We start from the raw sequence: 18,819 nt of genomic DNA, 5'->3' as shown, positions 1-18,819 counted from the left end.
AACCCTATTCTTTTCCTTTCGCGTGTCATTTCGATGACAACGGTGTGAACGCGCAAGGCCTGCCTCGTGGACACGGAGGCCCCGCCGTGCCGCGTGTCGCGCATCGTGTACGCTGGCCCCGCTCACACCCAAAGGGACCTCACATGCAGCGCGCCGATGACCACCAGTTTCAGTACGTTGAAGGTCAGGGCCGCGCGGGTTGCGCGACGCTGCTGGCGCAATACCAGCAGGACAGCGACGCCGTGGCGCGACAAGCCCACGCGGCGCTCGACCGGCCTTATGGTCCCCACCCCCGGCAGGTCTTCGATTTTTTTGCGGCGGCTGTCCGGACGTGACCCTGAACCAGCTGGTGGACGCCGTGGCCGGCCATTCGGCGGGCGCACACCGGGCCAGCGGCCTGGGCCTGCGCAACGCCGCGCTGGCCACGACCGACCCCGCCCGCGTCGATGGCGTGTGGGCCATCAGCGGCATCTACGACCTGGCCCCCTTGCTCGACACCACGCTGAACCAGCGTCTCCGGCTGGATACCGGGTCCGCGCGCGCCCAATCCACGCTATCGCAGGTGGGCGCGACGGGTGTGCCGGCGGTGTGGCGGGTGGGGGGCGCCGAAACGCCGGCCTTTCTGGCGCAGAACACGCGGATGCACCAGCGCTGGCAGGCGCAGGGGCACTGGAGCCAATGCATCGAGGTGCCCCAGGCCGACCACTTCACCGTGCTGCAGGACTGGGCCGCGCTGCGCGGCCCGCTGGCCGATGGCTTCGAGCGCTGGTGGGCCCAGGTGGCGGCCCGCCACGCCGCCGCGGGCTGACCGCGCGGACGTGGTGCGCGGCGATGCTCAGACGTTGGTGATCGACACCGCGCGGGCGTTCAGGTAGGCGTCCACCGCCTCCGGGCCGCCTTCGGAGCCGTAGCCCGAATCCTTGATGCCGCCGAAGGGCAGTTCGGCCGAGGGTGTGGCCGGCTGGTTGATCCAGAGCATGCCCACCTCCACCTTGCGCGCCAGCAGATCGGCGTTCTTGAGCGAGCGGGTGAAGGCATAGCCGGCCAGGCCGAAGTCGAGCCGGTTGGCTTCCTTGATCGCGTCGTCCAGGGTGTTGAACGGGCGGATCGCGGCCATGGGCCCGAAAGGCTCGTCGTTGAACACGCGGGCGTCCAGTGGCACGTCGGCCAGCACGGTGGGCTGCCAGAAGTTGCCGGCGTCGCCGATGCGCGAACCGCCCGACACCAGGGTGGCGCCACGCTCGACCGCGTCCTTCGTGAACTCGGCCATGGCCGTCAGGCGGCGCGGGTTGGCCAGCGGACCCATCTGCGTGCCCTCGGCGAGGCCGTCGCCCACCTTCAGGCCGGTGGCGTGCTGCGCCAGCGCGCTGGCGAAGTCGCGGGCAATGCTTTCGTGCACCAGGAAGCGGGTGGGCGAGATGCAGACCTGGCCGGCGTTGCGGAACTTGGCCGCGCCCGCGGCCTTGACGGCCAGGGCGATGTCGGCGTCCTCGCAGACGATCACCGGCGCGTGGCCGCCGAGCTCCATGGTCACGCGCTTCATGTGCTGGCCGGCCAGAGCCGCCAGCTGCTTGCCCACCGGGGTGGAGCCGGTGAAGGTGATCTTGCGGATGACGGGGTGCGGGATCAGGTAGCTGGAGATCTCGGCCGGGTTGCCATAGACCAGGCCCAGCACGCCGCCGGGCAGGCCGGCGTCATGGAAGGCCTGGATCAGCGCGGCCGGGCCGGCCGGGGTTTCCTCGGGCGCCTTCACCAGCATCGAGCAGCCAGCGCACAGCGCCGCCGCCACCTTGCGCACCACCTGGTTGATGGGGAAGTTCCAGGGCGTGAAGGCCGCCACCGGGCCCACTGGATCCTTCAGCACCATCTGGCGCACGTGCAGGCCGCCGCGCGCGGGCACGATGCGGCCGTAGATGCGGAAGCTCTCCTCGGCGAACCATTCGATGATGTCCGCAGCGGCCAGCGCCTCGCCCTTGCCTTCGGCCAGGGGCTTGCCCTGTTCCTGCGTGATCAGGCGGCCGATGGCTTCGGCGCGTTCGCGCATCAGGCCAGCAGCGCGGCGCATGAGCTTGCTGCGCTCGGCCGCGGTCATGTCGCGCCAGGTTTCGAAGCCCTTCTGGGCGGCGGCCAGGGCACGGTCCAGGTCGGCCTTGCTGGCGTGGGCCACACGACCGATTTCCTGGCCGGTGGCGGGGTTGAAGACGGCGAGCGTGCGGCCGCCTTCGGCGTCCTGCCACTGCCCGTCAATGAACAGCTGGGTGTTGGGGTAGGTCATGGAAGAGGTCTTTCTGACGGGGTCCTGGGGATGTCGGCGAGAAAACGGCCGACTGTACTACCAGCTGGCCCCCTGCACCGGTGTGTGGCTATGACCGCCCGCGTCCGACAGGCGTCGATACCCAGGATCCGTCAGACGACCGAACTGCCCTCGGCCGCGCCAGCCCTGCCCTGCAGCAGCGGCGGCGCGGTGACGATGCTGTCCAGCGCCGGATCGGGCCGGCGCAGCGCCGCCAGGTCGGGGCGCGGGCGCCGCAGCACCGGGTCGTCGGCAAAGGCCTTTTCCAGCGCGAGCGAGGCCGACAGCACCTGTACATCGCCCCGAAATGGCCCCACCACCTGCAGCCCGAAGGGCATGCCCCGCTGGTCGGTGCCGCAGGGCAGGCTGATCGCCGGGTGGGTGGTCAGGGTGACCACATAGGTCAGCGCCAGCCAGCGGTAGTAGTTGGCCTGCGGCTGGCCGCCCACCACGCGGGCATGGGGTTCGGTCCAGGGGAAGGGCGACACCGGCGTGGTCGGCGACAGCACCAGGTCGTAGTCGGCGAAGGTGGACTGGAAGCGCTGCAGGATGCGGGTCTGCTCGGCCTGCGCCCAGGCGCTGTCGAGCAGGCTCATCTTCATGCCGATCTCGTAGTTCGCGCGTGGGTTCACGCCCAGGCTGTCCGGGTCCTTTTCGTAGGCCTCGCGCGCGCCGGCCACGAAGGCCTCGGCGCGCAGCACGTCGAAGCAGCGGTGCACATCGCCCAGGTCGAAGCGCACCTCGTCGCAGCGCGCGAACAGGTGCTTCATCGCGGCGATCTTGGCCGCGAAGGTGGCGCGGATGTCCGGGTCCACGTCGCAGACACCGAAGTCGGTGGTCCAGGCCACGCGCAGGCGGCCCAGGTCGGCGGCGGCCGGCCGCAGGAAGACCGACGGGTCCAGCGGGTAGCTCAAGGGGTCGCCGGCGTGCATGCCGGCACTGGCCGCGAGCTGCAGGCAGGCATCTTCCACCGTGCGCCCCATCGGGCCGACCACCGAAATCGGCGTCCAGCCCAGCAGCTTGCGCACGCTGGGCACCACGCCAGGCGATGGCCGGAAACCCACCACGCCACACTTGGCCGCCGGGATGCGCAGCGAGCCCCCGGTGTCCGAGCCGGTGCACACGGGCAACATGTCGCAGGCCAGGGCCGCGGCCGAACCGCCGGACGAGCCGCCCGCGTTCAGGTTGGGATTGAAGGGGTTGCCGGTGGCGCCCCAGACCGGGTTGCGCGAATTGGCGCCCGCGCCCATCTCGGGCACATTGGTCTTGCCCGCCACGATGGCGCCAGCGCGCCGCAGCCGCGCCACCAGTTCGATGTCGTGTTCGGGCACGTGGCCACGGAAGGCGGGCGAGCCAAAGGTGGTCAGCAGGCCGGCGGTGGGCTCCAGGTCCTTCACGCCCATCGGCAGGCCGTGCAGCAGGCCCAGCGTGTCACCGCGCATCACGGCCTGCTCGGCGGCGCGGGCCTCCACCCGGGCGCGCTCGAAACAGGTGGCGGTCACCGCATTGACGAAGGGGTTGACGCGCTCGATGCGCTCGATGCAGGCATCGAGCAGTTCGACCGGCGAGAGCTGGCGCGCGCCGATCAGGCGACGCAGCTCGACGGCGGAGGTTTCGACGAGGGAGTTGGGTGACAGAGCAGCCATGGCAGAAGAAAAAATCAATGGAGGTCAAGGCAGACCGCCCAACCTCCCCACCGGGGGACACCGCCGGGCCGGCTTCGCCGGACGGCTGGTGTCGCCCCCTTGAGGGGGGATGCGGCCACACGCAGTGGGCAAGCGACGGGGGTGTTCCCGTTCAATCTGCCTGGATGTTGGCGCGGCGGGCCACGGCGCGCATCAGCGGCAGCTCCTTGTCGATCTGTTCGACCGATGCCTTGGCGTTGCCGTAGATCGGCTCCACGCCCTGCGCCTGCAGGGCGGTCTTGGTGGCGGGATCGGTGACGATGCCGGCCAGGGTCTTTTCCAGCTTGGCGCGCACCGCGTCGGGCGTGCCCTTGGGCGCAACCATCATGATCCAGGTGTCGGCGTTGACATCGGGGTAGCCGGCCTCGGCAAAGGTGGGCACATCGGGCAGCTGCGAGGACCGTTTGGCGGTCGTCACCGCGATGGCCTTGATCTTGCCGGCCTTGAGTTGTGGCAGGGCCGCGGTCACGGTGTCCACCGAAAACGCCACCTGGCCACCGATCAGGTCGGTCATGGCGGGCGCGCTGCCTTTGTAGGGCACGTGCAGCATCTTGCCGCCCACCGCCTGCAGCACGATCTCGGCCGTGAAATGCGAGGTGGTGCCGCTGCCAAATGATGCGTAGGTCAGGGCGCCGGGCGCGGCCTTGATGGCGGCCACGAACTCCTTGACGTTGCTCGCTGGCACGCTCTTGTTGGCCAGCACGATGAGCGGGATGCGGCCGACGATGCCGATGGGATCGAAGCTCTTGACCGCGTCGTAGGGCAGGTTGGGGCGCAACGCCGGGTTCACGGTGAAGGTGGAGCCCGAGCTGACGAACAGCGTGTAGCCGTCGGCCGGCGCCTTGGCCGCGAAACCCGCGCCGACGGCCGTGCCGGCGCCCGGGCGGTTGTCGATGACCACCGACTGGCCCAGCACATCCGACATGCGTTTGCCCACCAGGCGGCTCACGGTGTCAGCGCTGCCCCCTGGCGGAAACGGAACGACGATGGTGATGGGCCGGGCCGGGTAGGCCTCCTGGGCCAGGACCGGCCCCATGCCGGCGGACAAGGCGGCAAGGGCACAGGCCGCCGACACGAAGGCGCGGCGCGAGGAGAGCGTGGGCAGATGGATGTGCATGGCAGGGACTGGGTGGAGGAAGGGGCGGTGGGTGGGTCCATGCTAAAAAGCTACGGCCAATGCAGCAACGTCAACACCATGAACGTTGCGTTGCGCCTGACGCAATCCATGGCTAAGCTTCCAACCCCTATGAGCACCCGTTCCCGACCCGATTCGACGCGCCGCATCACCCACAGTGCCGTGGCCAGGCAGATCAACCAGCGCGTCTTGCAGGAAATGGCCCTGCGCTATTTCATGGAGGTAGTGCACGCCGGCTCGGTGACCGAGGCCGCCGCCCGCCTGGACGTGGCGCCCTCGGCCGTGAGCCGCCAGATCGCCCGCCTGGAGCGCGAACTCGACACCCTGCTGTTCGACCGCCGCGCACGTGGCATGGTGCTCAATTCGGCGGGCGAACTGCTGGCCGCCCACGCCCGGCGCACCTGGCTGGACATCGAGCGCGTGACCGAGGACATCCTGGCTCTGCGCGGGCTGCGCGTCGGGCAGGTGCGCATCGCCGCCACCGAGGGATTTGCCTACGAGTTCCTGCCCACGCTGATCGCCCAGTTCCAGACCCAGCGCCCGGGCATCGTGTTCCTGCTCGACATGTGTGTGCAGTCCGAGGTGGTGCGCCGCGTGCGCGAGGGCGAGGCCGACATCGGCGTCACCGTGAGCCTCTCCTCCGAACGTGGGCTGGAGGTCGAACTGCGCCACCCCGCGCCGGTGCTGGCGGTCATGGCCGCGAAACACCCGCTGGCCCTCAAGCGCCAGCTCTCGCTGACCCAGGTGCTGGCCTACCCGCTGGCCCTGCCGGCGCCGGCCTCCACCCTGCGCCAGTTGCTGGACATCAGCTGCAGCCGGCAGGGCCTGCACCTGGAGCCGGTGGTCACCAGCACCCACCTCTACCCCCTGGTCAACTACGTGATCGGCACCCAGGCCATCACCTTCTGCGGTGAAACGGCGCTGCGCCAGCACCTGGCCAGCGGCGCCCTGCGCGCCGTGCCGCTGCGGGACCGCGAGATGAACGAGCGGCACTTCGAGGTGCAGTCCCTGGCCGGGCGCCACCTGCCCGACGCCGCGCGCGCCTTCATCAACCACCTGCGCGATGCCCTGGCGCGCGAGGGCTGAAGGCGGATGCGTTGCTTTCATCGCAACGCAGTTTTCATTTTTTACCCGTAGGACGCCACGCTCGACCGGGAAATAATCAGGCCTCATCCAAGGACCCACCATGACACAGACCCCCACGCTTCCGTTCTCCAAGGTCCGCGCCAGCGGCGAGCTCGTGTTTCTCGCCGGCGAACTGCCGCTCGGCGCCGACGGCGCCATCCCGGAAGGCATCGAAGCACAGACCACATTGACGCTGGACCGCATCGCGGCCACGCTGGACGCCCAGGGCCTGGGGCTGAACGACATCGTCTCGGTCACCGCCTACCTCACCCACGCCGAGGACTTCGCCGCCTTCAACCGCGTCTACGCCAGCCGCTTCACGGCGCCCTACCCGGTGCGGACCACGGTGCGCGCCGACCTCATGTTGCCCGTCGCGCGCCTGGAGCTGACCGTGGTGGCGCGCGCCCGCGCATGAAGCGCCAGGTGCTGGTCCTCGGTGCCGGCATGATCGGCACCTGCACGGCCCTGCAGCTGGCGCTGCGCGGCCATGCCGTCACCCTGGTCGACCGCCGCGAGCCCGGGCGCGAAACCTCCTACGGCAACGCCGGCCTGATCCAGCGCGAGGCGGTGGAGCCCTACCCGTTTCCGCGCGATGCCACCACGCTGGCGCGCGCGGCCTTCAAGCGCGGCGTCGACGTCAACTACCACCTGGGCGCCCTGCCCGGCGTGGCCGGCCCGCTGGCCCGCTACTTCGCCAACTCCCAGCCCGCACGGCACGCGGTGATCGCCCAGGCCCACGCCCGCCTGATCGAACACTGCACCGCCGAACACGCGCCCCTGATCGAGCGCGCCGGCGCTTCCGACCTGGTGCGGCACGACGGCTTTCTGTTTGTGTACCGCGAGGCGGCGTCCTATGTGCAAGGCGTTGAACGCGCGCGCGCCCTGGCGCAGTCGCACGGGCTGCAACACGCCGAACTGGACCCGGACGCCCTGGCGGCGGCCGAACCGGCGCTGCGCCGGCGGCTGGCGGGCGCCGTCCACTGGAAGGACAGCTGGGCCGTGAGCAACCCGGGCGAACTGGTGAGCCGCTATGCGGCCTTGTTCACCCGCGAAGGTGGGCACATCGTGCGCGGCGACGCTGGCAGCCTGCGCGCCAGCGCCAGCGGCTGGCAGGTGGACACCGAACAGGGTGCGATCGACGCCGAACACGCGGTGGTGGCGCTGGGACCCTGGTCGGACCCGCTGGTGCGCTCGCTGGGCTACCGCTATCCGCTGTTCGTCAAGCGCGGCTACCACCGGCACTACCGGGGCGGCGAGGCGCCGCACCTGGCCATGCTGGACGCCGACCGCGGGCTGGTTATCGTGCCCATGCAGCAGGGCGTGCGCATCACCACCGGCGCCGAGTTCGCGCGACTGGACGCGCCCCCCACGCCGGTGCAGCTGGAGCGCGCGCACGCGCTGGCAAGCGAACTGGTCGACCTGCCCGAGCCGGTGGAAGACACGCCCTGGCTGGGCGCGCGCCCCTGCACGGCCGACATGCTGCCCGTGATGGGTGCAGCGCCGCGCCACCGGGGCCTGTGGTTCAACTTCGGCCATGCCCATCAGGGCTTCACCCTCGGGCCGGTGTGTGGCCGCCTGCTGGCCGACCTGATCGAAGGCGCCACGCCGGTGGTCGATCCCCTGCCCTACGCGCCGACGCGGTTTGGCTGAGCGTTTCAATCGATGCTCACCTTGACCCGCTTGAGCACATCGGCGTAGTTCGCCCGATCGGCGCTCATGAGGTCGGCGACCTGCTGCGCCGGGCCGGTGCTGATGGCGAAGCCGAAGCTGGCCATCTTCTCCTTCACGTCGTTCTGGGACAAGGCGTCGTTGACGGCCTTGTTGATGTCGGCCACCACGTGCGCGGGCGTGCCCTTGGGCGCCATGAGGGCGACCCAGGTCAGGGCGTCCAGTCCCTTGGGGCCACCGGCCTCTTCCAGCGTCGGCACCTCGGGCATGGCGGGCGAGCGCCGGGTGTCGGCCACCGCCAGGAAACGCAGGCGGTTGCCTCGCACCAGGCCGCCGGCCGTGGCCACGCTGCCGTAGGCCCAGTGGATCTCGCCCGTGGCCACGGCGGCGTAGAGCTGTGAGGTCTCCCTGTAGGGCACGTGCAGCATCTCGGTGCCCATGGCGGTTTCCAGTCGGGCCGAACCCAGGTGGATGGGACCACCCACGGCGTTGGAACCGTAGCGCAGCGGCGCGTTCTTGTGCGCGGCGGCGGCCATCAGGTCCTTGTAGGTCTTGAACGGGCTGTCGGCGGCCACGGCCACGAAAAACGCGGTCTTGTACAACAAGGCCACGGGCACCAGGTCGGCCTGGGGGTCGTAGGACAGCTTCTTGAAAATCAGGGGGTTGATGGACAGGTTGCCCACGTCCACCACCACCAGGTCGTTGCCCGTGGGGGCCGCGCCCTTCATGCCGTTGATGGCCACGGCGCCGGCGCCACCGGGCTTGGCGTCCACGATCACCGGCTGGCCCCAGCGGCCCTGCAGCTTCTCGGCCACCACGCGCGCCACCACGTCGGGCCCGCTGCCGGTGGGGAACACGCTGCTGATCTTGACCGCCGAGCTGGGCGCGAACTGGGCCATGGCGCCAGTGCTGGCCACCAGGGCCAGGGCGGCGAGGTATTGGATGGTCTTCATGTGTTTGTCTCCGTGTTGTGGGGTGAGATGGAATCAGCGTTCGTCGACCACGGTGTTGCGCAGGATGCCCACACCCTCGACCTCGACCTCGCAGACATCGCCCGGCTTCATGAACACCTGCGGCGAACGGGCCAGGCCGATACCGGCCGGGGTGCCGGTGATGATGATGTCGCCCGGCAGCAGGGCCATGGCTTCGGAGCAGGCGGCCACCAGGGTGGCGATGTCGAAGATCATGTCGCGGGTGTTGGCGTTCTGCAGCACCTCGCCGTTGAGCCGGCACTGCAGTTGCAGGCCCACCGCGCCGACGGGCAGTTCGTCGGCGCTGACGAACTCGGGGCCGAAGCTGCCGCTGTCGTCGAAGTTCTTGCCCATCATCCACTGGTTGGAGCGGAACTGGTGGTCGCGGACCGAGCCGTCGTTGAACAGGCTGTAGCCGGCCACGTGCTCCAGCGCCTTCTCTTTGCTGATGTAGCGGCCGCCCTTGCCGATCACCGCCACCAGCTCGGCTTCGTAGTCGAACTGGTTCGAGATGTGCGGGCGCACCAGCGCCTGGTCGTGGGCCACCCACGACGACGGGTAGCGGTGGAAGATCACGGGGAACTTGGGCGCCTCGAACTTGCTTTCGGTGGCGTGGTCGACGTAGTTCAGGCCGATGGCAAAGGCCTTGGTGGGATTGAGCACCGGCGGCAGGTAGGTGATGCCGGCCAACGGACGGCGCTGCGCCGGACCGGCGCTGGCAATGGCGGCACGCGCGGCGGACAAGCCGGCATCCCCCTGGCGCAGCAGTTCGTCCAGCGAGGCCGGCAGGCCCAGTGCGGTCAGGTCGATCAGCTCATCGCCCACGCGGGCGCCCAGTGCGGGTTGGCCGCGGGTGTTCTTGAAGGCAATCAGTCTCATGGTGTGTCTCTTTCGGTGGTGCGTTTGAAATCCGGTCAAGCAGCAGGCTGCTCGTGGTTGGTGATGAAGTCGTCGGGCACGGCGGGCCCCCAGACGTAGAGCGCGTCCTGCGGCGCGTGGTCGGCGGCGGGCCAGTCCAGATCGGCGGGCACGAAGTCGATGTCGCACGAGTACTCGCAGAAACTGCCCCAGGGGTCGCGCACGTAGTTGAAGTAGTTGGACCCCAGCACGTGGCGTCCCACGCCCCAGCCCTGGCCCCAGCCGGCGTCGCGCATCTGCTCGGCGCCCAGGCCCACCTCGTTGACGCTGCCCACGTCCCAGCTGCTGTGGTGCAGGCCGGGGGCGTGCGATTTGGCGAAGGCCACCAGGTGGTGGTCGCTGCCGTGGGGGGTGTAGGTGAAGGCGATCACCTCGCCCGAGCGGTCGGCCAGGCGCAGGCCCAGCACCTCGTGCCCAAAGGCCACCAGACGGGGCACGTCGGGCGTGAAACGCAGGATGTGTGACAGGTAGCGCGGGCGCACCTGGGCCACGCGGCCGCGGCTGGGCGCCGCACCCGCGCCGGCCGGCACCGCGGCCACCGGGCTGGGCTGGGTCTTGGCCGAGGGCGAGACCTTGGGCGCCACCACCAGCTGGGTGGCGATGCCGTCGGGATCGCGCAACCACAGGCTGTCACCGCGCTCCAGCCCCGCCGCGAGTGGGTGCGGTTCGACCGCAAGGCCCAAGGACTGAATGCGCGCCTTGAACACCGGCAGGTCATCGGCAAAGATGCCGTAGCTCAGGTACCGCAATTGCTTGCGATCACCGGCCTCGAAGACGGAGGCCCAGCAATGCGGGTGGCCGAAGGCGTGGAGGTCCAGGCGCTGGCCGTGCTGGCGCACGTCCAGTCCGAAGGCCTCGTAAAAACGCCGGGCCACGGCCAGGTCGGGCACGGTGAACACAAAGCGGTCCACCGAATGCACGGCGACCACGCCAGGGCGGCGGCTGGGGAAAATGCTGGGGGCCATGTCCATGTCTCCTGGGATTGACGTCGGCCTCAAGCCGCGACCGCCACCGGCACGAAGGCATTGGCACGGCCCGACACCTGCTCGAACAGCGCCACCGTGGCGTGGGGCCAGGCGTCGCCGCGCCAGGCCACGTGCTGATCGGGACGCACCAGGGTGAAGCGGCGCGGGTACAGCTCCGCCACACCGGCCTCGTTGGGCTGGATCACGGTCAGCGGCACGCCGGCGTTGTGGGCCTGCAGGCGGACCTGCTCCACGGCGGCCGAGGGCGCGTCCTTGGAAGCGATCAGCGTGAAGCCGGGACCGAAGTGGTCGTAGAGCGAACTGCCGTCGTGCATCCACACATGTGGGGCGATGCCGCCAGGACGCGACGAAGGCACGTAGTTGAGAAAGTCGTGGCCCGGCGCCGGACTGCCATCGGGCACGATCACCGGCGAATCCTCGTAGCGGTAGCCCTTGACCACCCCCAGGGTGGCGAACTCCCGGATCTTGGCCGTCTGGATGCGCGCGCCGGCCTCGCGGCGCAGGGCGGCGCCCGCGTCGCTGTCGGCGTCCAGCCCGGCTTGCCACAGCTGGTTGCTCAGCATCGAGTGGTTCATCACCGCCTCGTCCAGCACCATGTCGTGGACCCGGCGGCGCTCGCGCTCGTAGCTGTCGAGCAGCCGCGATCCGCCCCAGCCCTGCAGCACGGCGGCCAGCTTCCAGCCCAGGTCCACGCCATCGGCCACGCCCATGTTCATGCCATAGCCCCCAAACGGCGGGTGCAGGTGGCAGGCGTCGCCGGCCAGGAAGACGCGGCGGTCGCGGTACTTGTCCCCCAGGAAGCGGCTGGCCACCCACTCGTCGGTGGACAAGACCTCGTAGGGCAGGTCGATGCCGGTGGCCTGGCGGATCAGTGCCGGCGCGTCGGCGGGGTCCAGCTTGTAGCCTTCACGGATGCCGGTGGGCATGAAGAACCACTTGTCGCCACGGTCCATGGGCCCGATCAGGCTGGGGGCGTCACCATTGACCTGCCAGTACATGATGGCCGGGCCATGGGCGTGGGCCTGAGCCAGCCCGGGCGCGCGGAACACCACGTTGTAGTTGCGGGACAGACCGTAGGTGCCCTCGAGCTTGGCGCCGATGAGTTCGCGCACCAGGCTGCGGGCGCCATCGGCCCCGACCAGGTAGTCGGCTTCGACGTCGAAGTCGCGCCCACGCTCCAGATCGCGCACCACGGCGCGCACACGCTGGCCGTCCTGCTCGAAGGTCTTGAGCTCGTGGCGGAAGCGGATTTCCACCCCGGCCAAGGTCTCGGCGTGGGCACGCATGACCTCCTCCACCGTGTACTGGGGCACCCACTGCGAGTGCTCCGAATACAGCGGGTTGCGGCCCGGCGCACAGTAGAAGGCGTTCTCGAAACGGGTGATCTCGGGGCCCGCCAGCCGGGTGCAGAAGACCACGTTGGACGGGTAGTCCGTGCCCAGGGGCGAGGCCGCCTTGAGCGTGTCGGCAATGCCCCAGCGGCGGAAGTGCTCGCGGGTGCGCACGTTGGTGGTCTTGGCGCGGGGCGCGTAGCCCACGCGGTCGTTGCGCTCGATCAACAGGCACGAAATGCCGCGGTGGCCCAGCTCGATCGCCAGCGCCAGGCCCACCGGGCCGGCCCCCACGATCAGCACATTCCTGCCCAACAAGGTGGTGTTCATTGGCTTGTCTCCTGTCGCGATGACGCGGTGCCGAAGGGCTTTGCGTCGAACTGGTGCTGATCGTAAAAACACCCTGGCTATGCAGGAAGATGACAATTTCCCGAATGTGATGTGAAAATGCGATCAATCAATCGACGCCATCCACCCGGGCGAGCACAGGAGACACGATGAAACTCAACGCCATCCGCGACTTCCTGGCCGTGGCCGAGCGCGGCAGCCTGCGTGCCGCGGCGCGGCAGACCGGTGGCTCGCAGCCGGCCATGACCCGCAGCATCCAGGAGCTGGAACGCGAACTCGGCGTGGTGCTGTTCGAGCGCACCGGCACCGGCGTGCAGCTCACCCCCATGGGCCAGGTCTTCCTGCGCCGCGCCAGCAGCGTGCAGAACGAGCTGCGCCGGGCCCAGGAAGAGCTGGACCAGCTGCGCGGCGAGACCCACGGCCGCCTGACGGTGGCACTGTCCAGCGTGCCCCACCTGGCCCTGCTGCCCAACGCGCTTCGGCCCTTCCGCCAGCGCTACCCGAATGTGACCATGGACATCATCGATGCGGTCTTCCCCACCATCGAACTGGATCTCAGGGAGAGCCGGGTCGACTGCTACATCGGACCGGCGCCGGCCGACGTGGGCGCCGACCTGCTGGTGGAAAAGCTGTTCGACAACACCCGCGTGATCGTGGGCCGCAAGGGCCACCCGCTGGGGCAGGCGCGGTCGCTGAAAGACCTGATCGAGGCCGAGTGGATCTCCACCTCCATCACCCACATCGCCGAGGACGAACTGGGCCCGCTGTTCGCCAAACACGGCCTGCCCGCCCCCCGGCTCAAGATGCAACTGCACTCGACGCTGAGCTTCCTGGTGGGCATGGTCTATTCCGACCTGCTGATGATGGCGCCAGTGCAGTGGATCATGTCGCCCCTGCTGCGCGACAAGGTGGCGCCCATCCACGTGCGCGAGCTGCTGCCCGCGCCACCGGTGTGCCTGATCAGGCGCGCCGGCCTGCCACTCACGCCCGCCGCCGAGTACTTCTGCGACATGATGCGGCGCGCCGTGCTGCACATGGACAGCGTGGGCGGGTGAGGCGAAGCCACGGAGTTGCATGGGTCAGCCATCAAAATGACTAATACCTGATCGCCATTCATAGACGGTACTTTCCCTTCTGCCTACGATTCGTCTCCACATGGCCCAGATGGTGCCTGAGGAGATAAATATTGAATACATGGAATCGGGAAAAGCTTCTTGAATACCTGGCCGAACTTCGCATTGAATTCCAGGAAATCATTCACAAAGCGGTTTTCACCCTCGTGCAATCCGCCATGCTCGGCGCCACCCTTTCAGGCAGCCGGTGCAAGAATCTCCTGGTGCAAGACAAAAAGGGCAACCAGCGCTTTCTTGTTGTCACCGGGCCGGACACGGGCATCGATCTGGGCGCGCTGGGACGTGCCCTGGGCACGGGCCGGTTGTCGATGTGCCCGGCCGAGGCAATGCGGGACATCCTGCATGTGAAGCCCGGTGCCCTGAGCCCGCTGGCCCTGGTGGCCGACACGGGGCCGGAGAAAGTGCGGCTGCTCATGGACCGCAGCCTGCGCAACAACCAGACTTTCCTATTTCATCCGCTGGCCAATACGTCGACCATTTCCATCCGTGGCGATGATCTGGAGACATTCCTTCTCTCAACCGGTCACATGGCGGAATATGTGGATATGCCCATGCGTCTTCCGACCGTGCGCTCTTCTGCATAAGCCATATTGTCGCCAACAATCAATCTGACTTATGGTGCGGTCGGAACCATTCATACATACAAGCAGCCCACCTAAACTTTCATCGGCCCTTTGAAAACGACTTTGTGCCGAACTGACCTTCCCTCAATTCCGGAGACATTTCATGAACACGTTGAATATCGCCCATCCCTATCGCCGACAAGTTCTCGCCATCGCCGCGCTGGCCCTGCTGGCCGGCACCCAGGTGGTCCATGCACAGGCATCCGGTCCCTACCCCAACCGGCCCATCCGCCTGGTGGTGGGCTTTCCACCTGGCGGATCGTCGGATGCCACGGCACGCCTGCTGGGCGCGTCGCTGAGCACGAAGCTGGGCCAGCCGGTCATCGTGGACAACAAGCCGGGCGCCAACACGGTGATCGCCGCCCAGTACGTCAAGAGCCAGCCGGCCGATGGCTACACGCTGCTCGCGGCGCAGTCGTCCTTCGCGATCAATCCCTCGCTGCAAAAGCTGAACTACAACATCACCACGGACTTTGCCCCCGTGGCCCTGCTGGGCATCATCCCGCTGGTCATGGTGACGCCCAACCAGGTGCCGGCCAAGACGGTGTCCGACGTGGCCGCCCTGGCCAAGGCGCAACCGGGCACGCTGTCCTATGCGAGCTACGGCGCGGGCAGCGCGGGCCACATCGCCTCCGAGCTGATCCTGTCGATGGCCGGCGTCGACATGGTCCACGTGCCATACAAGGGCTCTGGCCCCGCGCTGGTGGACGTGATGGGCAACCAGGTGTCCATGATGCTGGCCACGGTCACTGCCGCGCTCGGTGTCGCCAAGGAAAACAAGGTGCGCGCCATCGCCGTGACCAGCGGCAAGCGGGTGGCGGCCTTTCCCCATGTTCCGACCGTCGCGGAGTCGGGCCTGGCCAACTACGAGCTGGTGGAGTGGGAAGCCATCCAGGCCGCTGCCGGTACGCCCAAGGACGTGATCGACACCTTGAACAAGGCCTTGCGGGAAGTGGTGTCCTCGCCCGAGGTGCGTGAGAAGTTGGCGAACCTCGGCATCGAGGCCGATGCCACCAAATCGCCCGCCGAAGTCGGTGTCTTCATCCAGAAAGAGCGCGATAAGTTCGCCAAGATCGTCCAGGACCGCGGCATCAAGACCCAATAAGCCGATGGGCCGCAACACGCGCATGTGCTGCGGCCATGGGCATTCGATTGACCATCATGAACATACAAGGAACGGCCATGGACACGTCTTCTGGCGTTGCATCTTCACGGACCGAAAAGGACTACGTTGGCGAGGTCACCATCCCTCGGGACAAGCTCTACGGTGTGAACAGTGTGAGAGGACGGGACAACCTGTCGGTGTCCACCCAGACCGTGGGCCACCATGCCGAATTCGTCAAGGCTTTCGCCCATGTGAAATGGGCCGCCGCGCTGGCGAACCGGGATCGCGGCGTGATCGGGGCCCCCGTGTGCGACGCGATCGCGCAGGCCTGCAAGGACCTGGTCGATGGCCGGTTCAGGGACTCGCTCATTGTCGACCTGATGGAAGGCTCGGGCGGCACCTCCACCAACATGAACTTCAACGAGGTGATCGCCAACCGGGCGCAGGAGATCCTGGGCAGTCCGGCCGGCTCTTACGACGTGGTGCACCCCAACGACCACGTGAACCGGTCGCAGTCCACCAACGACGCCTACCCCTCGGCGCAAAAAATCGCGATCTATGAAATGCTCGCGCCACTGATCGAAGCCCTCGGCGAACTGGCCAGCACCTTCGATGCGAAGGCGAAAGCCTTCTTCGACATCCTTCACCTGGGCCGGACCTGCTTGCAAGACGCACAACCGATGCGCCTGGGCCATGTGTTCGAGGGCTATGCCGCCCTGACCCATCGGCTGAAAGCCGAGCTGGTGGCGGTGCGCAACAAGCTGCTGACCCTGCCCTTGGGTGGCACCGCGATTGGCACGGGCTTTGGCGCGCCCGAGGGCTATCGGGCGGCGGTGTACGCGCACTTGGCCGAGCTGACGGGCGTTCACTACGTGGCGCCGGACAACCCGTTCGACGCGATGCAGAACATGGACACGTTCTCCCGGGTGTCGGCGGAACTGCGTACCTGCGCGACCGCCCTGGCCAAGATCGCGGCCGACCTGACGGTGCTGTCGTCTGGCCCCGTGGGTGGCCTCGGAGAGCTGCGGCTCCCCGAAGCGCAGGCGGGCTCGTCCATCATGCCCGGCAAGGTCAACCCGGTCCTGCCCATGGCCATGATCCAGCTGAGCTTCGCGGTGGTGGGCAACGACGTGACCGTTGCGCAGGCGGTTCAATACGGCGAACTGGAAATCAACCACTTCGAGCCCGTGGTGGCATCGCGGGTTTTCGACAGCATCCACCTGTTGACCCAAGGCATCCAGCGCTTCAACACCAAGTGCGTGGCGGGCATCACGGCGGATCGTGAGCGCAACGAAAGCCACCTGCTGGCGTCCATGGCGGTCGCCACGGCGCTGGTGCCCCGCCTCGGCTACGCGAAGGTCAGCCAGCTCGCCCGACAGTCCGTGGCCGAGCAGCGATCGCTCGTGGAGATCCTGGGCGAGTCCGGGATCCTGAGCAGGGAAGACACCCTGGCGGCCATCCAAAAGTCCTCCGTGCCCGCGTTCTGAAGTAGGCGCCCTGGACTTCTCAGGGCGTCTCGGTCCAGGGGTGCAGCTGGATCAGGCCAGGCAAGGACGGGTTGATCGCCTTCAATTCGTTTCGGACATGCCCGTCCAGCAGGGAACCCGCCAGCTCAAAGGTTTCCTTGCCCAGCTCGTCATATTCGCCTTGGCGCACGTGCAGATAGACCTTGCGTTCCGCATTGAGATCAGGCACGAAGTCCAGGCGCACAGCCGCCGCTGACCGGGCGCCCTGGAGAAGACACAAAGGGGTCGTGATCGCCCACCCGATCCCGCCGGCCACCATCGAGGTGAGCGTGTCAGCGGTTTCCACTTCCAGGCGCCGCGCGGGGTTGATGCCCACCCGGCGCAGCGCCCGCTCCACCTGCTCCCCCAGGTGCGACTGGACGTTGAAGCGGACGATGGGCAGTTGCTTCGACAGGTTCACGAGGTCGGCCACGCTTCGGCACGGCGCCTGTCCCTTGGGCGCGATGACCAAGAACCGCTCAGACAGGAGCAGGTGGTTCGCCATGCCATCGATGTCCAGGCTGCGCGTGGAAATCACCAGATCGAGTTCGCGCCGGGCAAGCGCCTCGGCCAAGTTGGGTGTCAATCCCGTGCGCACCGACAGTTGGGCGGTGCCGCGCAGCAGCAGCTGCACCAGCGGTGTGCCGCAGGTGGCGGCGAACGAATCCACCAAGCCCACGCGCAGATTCGGCTTGATGCCTTTGCTGGCCTCGATCACGGCCCCTCGCAGGTTCATGGCCTGATCGAGCAGGGTGGCGCCCCGATTCACCAAGGCCAGGCCGGCGGCCGTGAGCGTCAATGGCCTGGCCGAGCGGTTGAGCAGCGGGGTGCCAAAGTTGTCTTCCAGCAAGCGCACCGATTGGGAAACGGCGGACTGCGTGATGCCCAGCCGCTCAGCGGCCTTGGACATGTTGCAGTCCTGCGCGGTCGCCAGGAAGATCCGAAGCGCTTGCATGTCGATGGGTCGGATGTCGGACATAGGGCAGTCTCGTGTGGGTGGAATCGCAGTGTGGGTTGTGCGGCGCCGGCCGCGAGGGACCGACTCAACCAGGCACCGAACGCGCGTAAGCCGCCGCCGCGCGGCGGAACATGTCGGCCAGGTACTCGGCCGCCGGTGTCAGCGGCAGCGCCGTGCGCCGGATGATGACCACCCGCGGCGCCGGCAGCGGCTCCTTCACCTCGATCACTTGCAGCGCGCTGCGGGTCAGCGGAAATTCGTTGTACTGGCGCAGCGAGATGGCCAGCGCGTCGGACGACATCACCATCATCAGCATGGACAACATGGTCTCGGCCTGCGCCACCACGCGCGGCGCGGGCAGGCCGTGTTGGGCAAAGACCTCGGCGAACTTGGCCTCGGCGTTGTCGGTGGCGCCGGTGGTGACCCAGCGCGCCTCGGTCAGCTCGGACAGCGAGCGCGCACCAGCCAACGGGTGGCCACGCCGGGCATACACCGCCCGCGTGTTGTCGAACAGCTGCTCCAGCACGAACTCGCGTGACAGGTTCTCATCGGGCGCGGGGCCGATGAAAAAATCCACGCTGCCGTCGCGCAGCCGCGCCTCCACCGCGGGGAACGAGCCCTCGATGACCCGCAGCCGCACGTGGGGGAAACGCCGTTCGAACAGGGGCAAGGCGGTGGGCAGCAGCACCAGGTGCGCGACGATGGACAGGCAGACCACCACCTCGCCGTGGTCGCTGCCGAGGAACTGGGCCACCTCCTCGCGCGCGCGGCGCGACTCGCTGGCGATCACCTTGGCCCGGCGCAGGAACAGCTCGCCCACCGGCGTGGGGGTCATGCCGTGTGACCGCCGCTCGAACAGGGCGGCGCCCAGTTCGCGCTCCAGCTCGCCGATGTTGTGGGTGAGCGCCGGCTGCGACATGCCCAGCTCGCGGGCGGCCGCACGCAGGCTGCCTTTCTCGGCCACGGTCAGCGCGGCATGCAACTGGTGGAGTTTCATGGCGATAACTTTATTCGATTGCCAAAACTTTTTTGACA

Annotated in this window: 18 protein-coding genes; 9 read left to right on the top strand and 9 right to left on the bottom strand. The window is 68.1% G+C overall.

Going from position 1 to position 18,819, the window contains the following annotated elements:
• Positions 1–143 precede the first annotated feature (143 nt).
• Both AAHB17_RS13215 and AAHB17_RS13210 read left to right on the top strand, forming a co-directional pair.
• On the top strand, positions 144–335 hold the full coding sequence (locus AAHB17_RS13215) for a hypothetical protein (RefSeq protein ID WP_342131064.1): 192 nt from the start codon (positions 144–146) through the stop codon (positions 333–335).
• Entirely contained in the window at positions 332–808 is a 477-nt protein-coding gene (locus AAHB17_RS13210; protein ID WP_342131063.1) for a hypothetical protein, read from the top strand. Before AAHB17_RS13215 ends, AAHB17_RS13210 begins: the two co-directional genes overlap by 4 nt.
• Positions 809–835: 27 nt before the next feature.
• Here the strand turns inward: AAHB17_RS13210 and AAHB17_RS13205 are convergent, their stop codons facing one another.
• The 3 genes from AAHB17_RS13205 to AAHB17_RS13195 form a co-directional block, all read right to left on the bottom strand.
• A complete protein-coding gene (locus tag AAHB17_RS13205) occupies positions 836–2,275 on the bottom strand; it encodes an NAD-dependent succinate-semialdehyde dehydrogenase (protein ID WP_342131062.1) in 1,440 nt (479 codons plus the stop codon).
• Positions 2,276–2,406: 131 nt separating this feature from the next.
• Entirely contained in the window at positions 2,407–3,939 is a 1,533-nt protein-coding gene (locus tag AAHB17_RS13200; RefSeq protein ID WP_342131061.1) for an amidase, read from the bottom strand.
• 151 nt (positions 3,940–4,090) lie between these two features.
• Positions 4,091–5,095, bottom strand: coding sequence for a Bug family tripartite tricarboxylate transporter substrate binding protein (locus AAHB17_RS13195; RefSeq protein ID WP_342131060.1), 1,005 nt, complete (start codon positions 5,093–5,095; stop codon positions 4,091–4,093).
• A gap of 192 nt (positions 5,096–5,287) precedes the next feature.
• On the opposite strand from AAHB17_RS13195, the gene AAHB17_RS13190 reads away from it, so the two are divergent.
• The 3 genes from AAHB17_RS13190 to AAHB17_RS13180 all read left to right on the top strand — a co-directional run bounded on the left by AAHB17_RS13190 (position 5,288) and on the right by AAHB17_RS13180 (position 7,888).
• On the top strand, positions 5,288–6,199 hold the full coding sequence (locus tag AAHB17_RS13190) for a LysR family transcriptional regulator (RefSeq protein WP_342131113.1): 912 nt from the start codon (positions 5,288–5,290) through the stop codon (positions 6,197–6,199).
• A 100-nt stretch (positions 6,200–6,299) separates the two neighbouring features.
• Positions 6,300–6,653, top strand: coding sequence for a RidA family protein (locus tag AAHB17_RS13185; RefSeq protein WP_342131059.1), 354 nt, complete (start codon positions 6,300–6,302; stop codon positions 6,651–6,653).
• A complete protein-coding gene (locus AAHB17_RS13180; RefSeq protein WP_342131058.1) occupies positions 6,650–7,888 on the top strand; it encodes an FAD-dependent oxidoreductase in 1,239 nt (412 codons plus the stop codon). The genes AAHB17_RS13185 and AAHB17_RS13180 overlap by 4 nt, the downstream gene beginning before the upstream one ends.
• Before the next feature lie 5 nt (positions 7,889–7,893).
• On the opposite strand, the gene AAHB17_RS13175 is transcribed toward AAHB17_RS13180, so the two are convergent.
• From AAHB17_RS13175 to AAHB17_RS13160, 4 genes are read right to left on the bottom strand one after another with little or no spacing between them, the layout of a single operon-like run.
• Positions 7,894–8,859, bottom strand: coding sequence for a Bug family tripartite tricarboxylate transporter substrate binding protein (locus AAHB17_RS13175; RefSeq protein ID WP_342131057.1), 966 nt, complete (start codon positions 8,857–8,859; stop codon positions 7,894–7,896).
• 33 nt (positions 8,860–8,892) lie between these two features.
• Positions 8,893–9,756 carry a fumarylacetoacetate hydrolase family protein gene (locus AAHB17_RS13170; protein ID WP_342131056.1) on the bottom strand — a complete coding sequence of 288 codons (864 nt, stop codon included), beginning with the start codon at positions 9,754–9,756 and terminating at the stop codon, positions 8,893–8,895.
• A gap of 35 nt (positions 9,757–9,791) precedes the next feature.
• Positions 9,792–10,760 carry a VOC family protein gene (locus AAHB17_RS13165; RefSeq protein ID WP_342131055.1) on the bottom strand — a complete coding sequence of 323 codons (969 nt, stop codon included), beginning with the start codon at positions 10,758–10,760 and terminating at the stop codon, positions 9,792–9,794.
• 29 nt (positions 10,761–10,789) lie between these two features.
• Positions 10,790–12,442 carry an FAD-dependent monooxygenase gene (locus tag AAHB17_RS13160; protein ID WP_342131054.1) on the bottom strand — a complete coding sequence of 551 codons (1,653 nt, stop codon included), beginning with the start codon at positions 12,440–12,442 and terminating at the stop codon, positions 10,790–10,792.
• 167 nt (positions 12,443–12,609) lie between these two features.
• On the opposite strand from AAHB17_RS13160, the gene AAHB17_RS13155 reads away from it, so the two are divergent.
• The 4 genes from AAHB17_RS13155 to AAHB17_RS13140 all read left to right on the top strand — a co-directional run bounded on the left by AAHB17_RS13155 (position 12,610) and on the right by AAHB17_RS13140 (position 16,808).
• Positions 12,610–13,515: a LysR family transcriptional regulator gene (locus tag AAHB17_RS13155; RefSeq protein ID WP_342131052.1), complete on the top strand. Its 906-nt coding sequence runs from the start codon at positions 12,610–12,612 to the stop codon at positions 13,513–13,515.
• A 131-nt stretch (positions 13,516–13,646) separates the two neighbouring features.
• Positions 13,647–14,177 carry a prolyl-tRNA synthetase associated domain-containing protein gene (locus AAHB17_RS13150; protein ID WP_342131051.1) on the top strand — a complete coding sequence of 177 codons (531 nt, stop codon included), beginning with the start codon at positions 13,647–13,649 and terminating at the stop codon, positions 14,175–14,177.
• A 142-nt stretch (positions 14,178–14,319) separates the two neighbouring features.
• Complete coding sequence (locus AAHB17_RS13145) at positions 14,320–15,321, top strand: tripartite tricarboxylate transporter substrate binding protein (RefSeq protein WP_342131050.1); 1,002 nt, start codon at positions 14,320–14,322, stop codon at positions 15,319–15,321.
• Positions 15,322–15,398: 77 nt separating this feature from the next.
• The gene (locus tag AAHB17_RS13140; protein WP_342131049.1) at positions 15,399–16,808 is read left to right on the top strand and encodes an aspartate ammonia-lyase; all 1,410 of its coding nucleotides are present in this window, start codon (positions 15,399–15,401) and stop codon (positions 16,806–16,808) included.
• A gap of 19 nt (positions 16,809–16,827) precedes the next feature.
• Here the strand turns inward: AAHB17_RS13140 and AAHB17_RS13135 are convergent, their stop codons facing one another.
• On the bottom strand, positions 16,828–17,805 hold the full coding sequence (locus tag AAHB17_RS13135; protein ID WP_342131048.1) for a LysR family transcriptional regulator: 978 nt from the start codon (positions 17,803–17,805) through the stop codon (positions 16,828–16,830).
• Between the two features lie 64 nt (positions 17,806–17,869).
• Complete coding sequence (locus tag AAHB17_RS13130; protein ID WP_342131047.1) at positions 17,870–18,781, bottom strand: LysR substrate-binding domain-containing protein; 912 nt, start codon at positions 18,779–18,781, stop codon at positions 17,870–17,872.
• Positions 18,782–18,819: the final 38 nt, after the last annotated feature.

Origin of the sequence: Hydrogenophaga sp. OTU3427 (assembly GCF_038440225.1) — a bacterium.
Classification (GTDB): Bacteria; Pseudomonadota; Gammaproteobacteria; order Burkholderiales; family Burkholderiaceae_C; genus Hydrogenophaga.
This window is presented reverse-complemented; position numbering and strand designations above follow the sequence as displayed.

What these genes read in the sequence shown, in the direction of transcription:
- AAHB17_RS13185 (WP_342131059.1), top strand. Translation starts at nt 6,300, where the DNA reads ATGACACAGACCCCCACGCTTCCGTTCTCCAAGGTCCGCGCCAGCGGC.
- AAHB17_RS13140 (WP_342131049.1), top strand. Translation starts at nt 15,399, where the DNA reads ATGGACACGTCTTCTGGCGTTGCATCTTCACGGACCGAAAAGGACTAC.
- AAHB17_RS13165 (WP_342131055.1), bottom strand. Translation starts at nt 10,760, where the DNA reads ATGGCCCCCAGCATTTTCCCCAGCCGCCGCCCTGGCGTGGTCGCCGTG.
- AAHB17_RS13205 (WP_342131062.1), bottom strand. Translation starts at nt 2,275, where the DNA reads ATGACCTACCCCAACACCCAGCTGTTCATTGACGGGCAGTGGCAGGAC.
- AAHB17_RS13215 (WP_342131064.1), top strand. Translation starts at nt 144, where the DNA reads ATGCAGCGCGCCGATGACCACCAGTTTCAGTACGTTGAAGGTCAGGGC.
- AAHB17_RS13130 (WP_342131047.1), bottom strand. Translation starts at nt 18,781, where the DNA reads ATGAAACTCCACCAGTTGCATGCCGCGCTGACCGTGGCCGAGAAAGGC.
- AAHB17_RS13160 (WP_342131054.1), bottom strand. Translation starts at nt 12,442, where the DNA reads ATGAACACCACCTTGTTGGGCAGGAATGTGCTGATCGTGGGGGCCGGC.
- AAHB17_RS13175 (WP_342131057.1), bottom strand. Translation starts at nt 8,859, where the DNA reads ATGAAGACCATCCAATACCTCGCCGCCCTGGCCCTGGTGGCCAGCACT.
- AAHB17_RS13195 (WP_342131060.1), bottom strand. Translation starts at nt 5,095, where the DNA reads ATGCACATCCATCTGCCCACGCTCTCCTCGCGCCGCGCCTTCGTGTCG.
- AAHB17_RS13135 (WP_342131048.1), bottom strand. Translation starts at nt 17,805, where the DNA reads ATGTCCGACATCCGACCCATCGACATGCAAGCGCTTCGGATCTTCCTG.
- AAHB17_RS13170 (WP_342131056.1), bottom strand. Translation starts at nt 9,756, where the DNA reads ATGAGACTGATTGCCTTCAAGAACACCCGCGGCCAACCCGCACTGGGC.
- AAHB17_RS13200 (WP_342131061.1), bottom strand. Translation starts at nt 3,939, where the DNA reads ATGGCTGCTCTGTCACCCAACTCCCTCGTCGAAACCTCCGCCGTCGAG.
- AAHB17_RS13155 (WP_342131052.1), top strand. Translation starts at nt 12,610, where the DNA reads ATGAAACTCAACGCCATCCGCGACTTCCTGGCCGTGGCCGAGCGCGGC.
- AAHB17_RS13145 (WP_342131050.1), top strand. Translation starts at nt 14,320, where the DNA reads ATGAACACGTTGAATATCGCCCATCCCTATCGCCGACAAGTTCTCGCC.
- AAHB17_RS13180 (WP_342131058.1), top strand. Translation starts at nt 6,650, where the DNA reads ATGAAGCGCCAGGTGCTGGTCCTCGGTGCCGGCATGATCGGCACCTGC.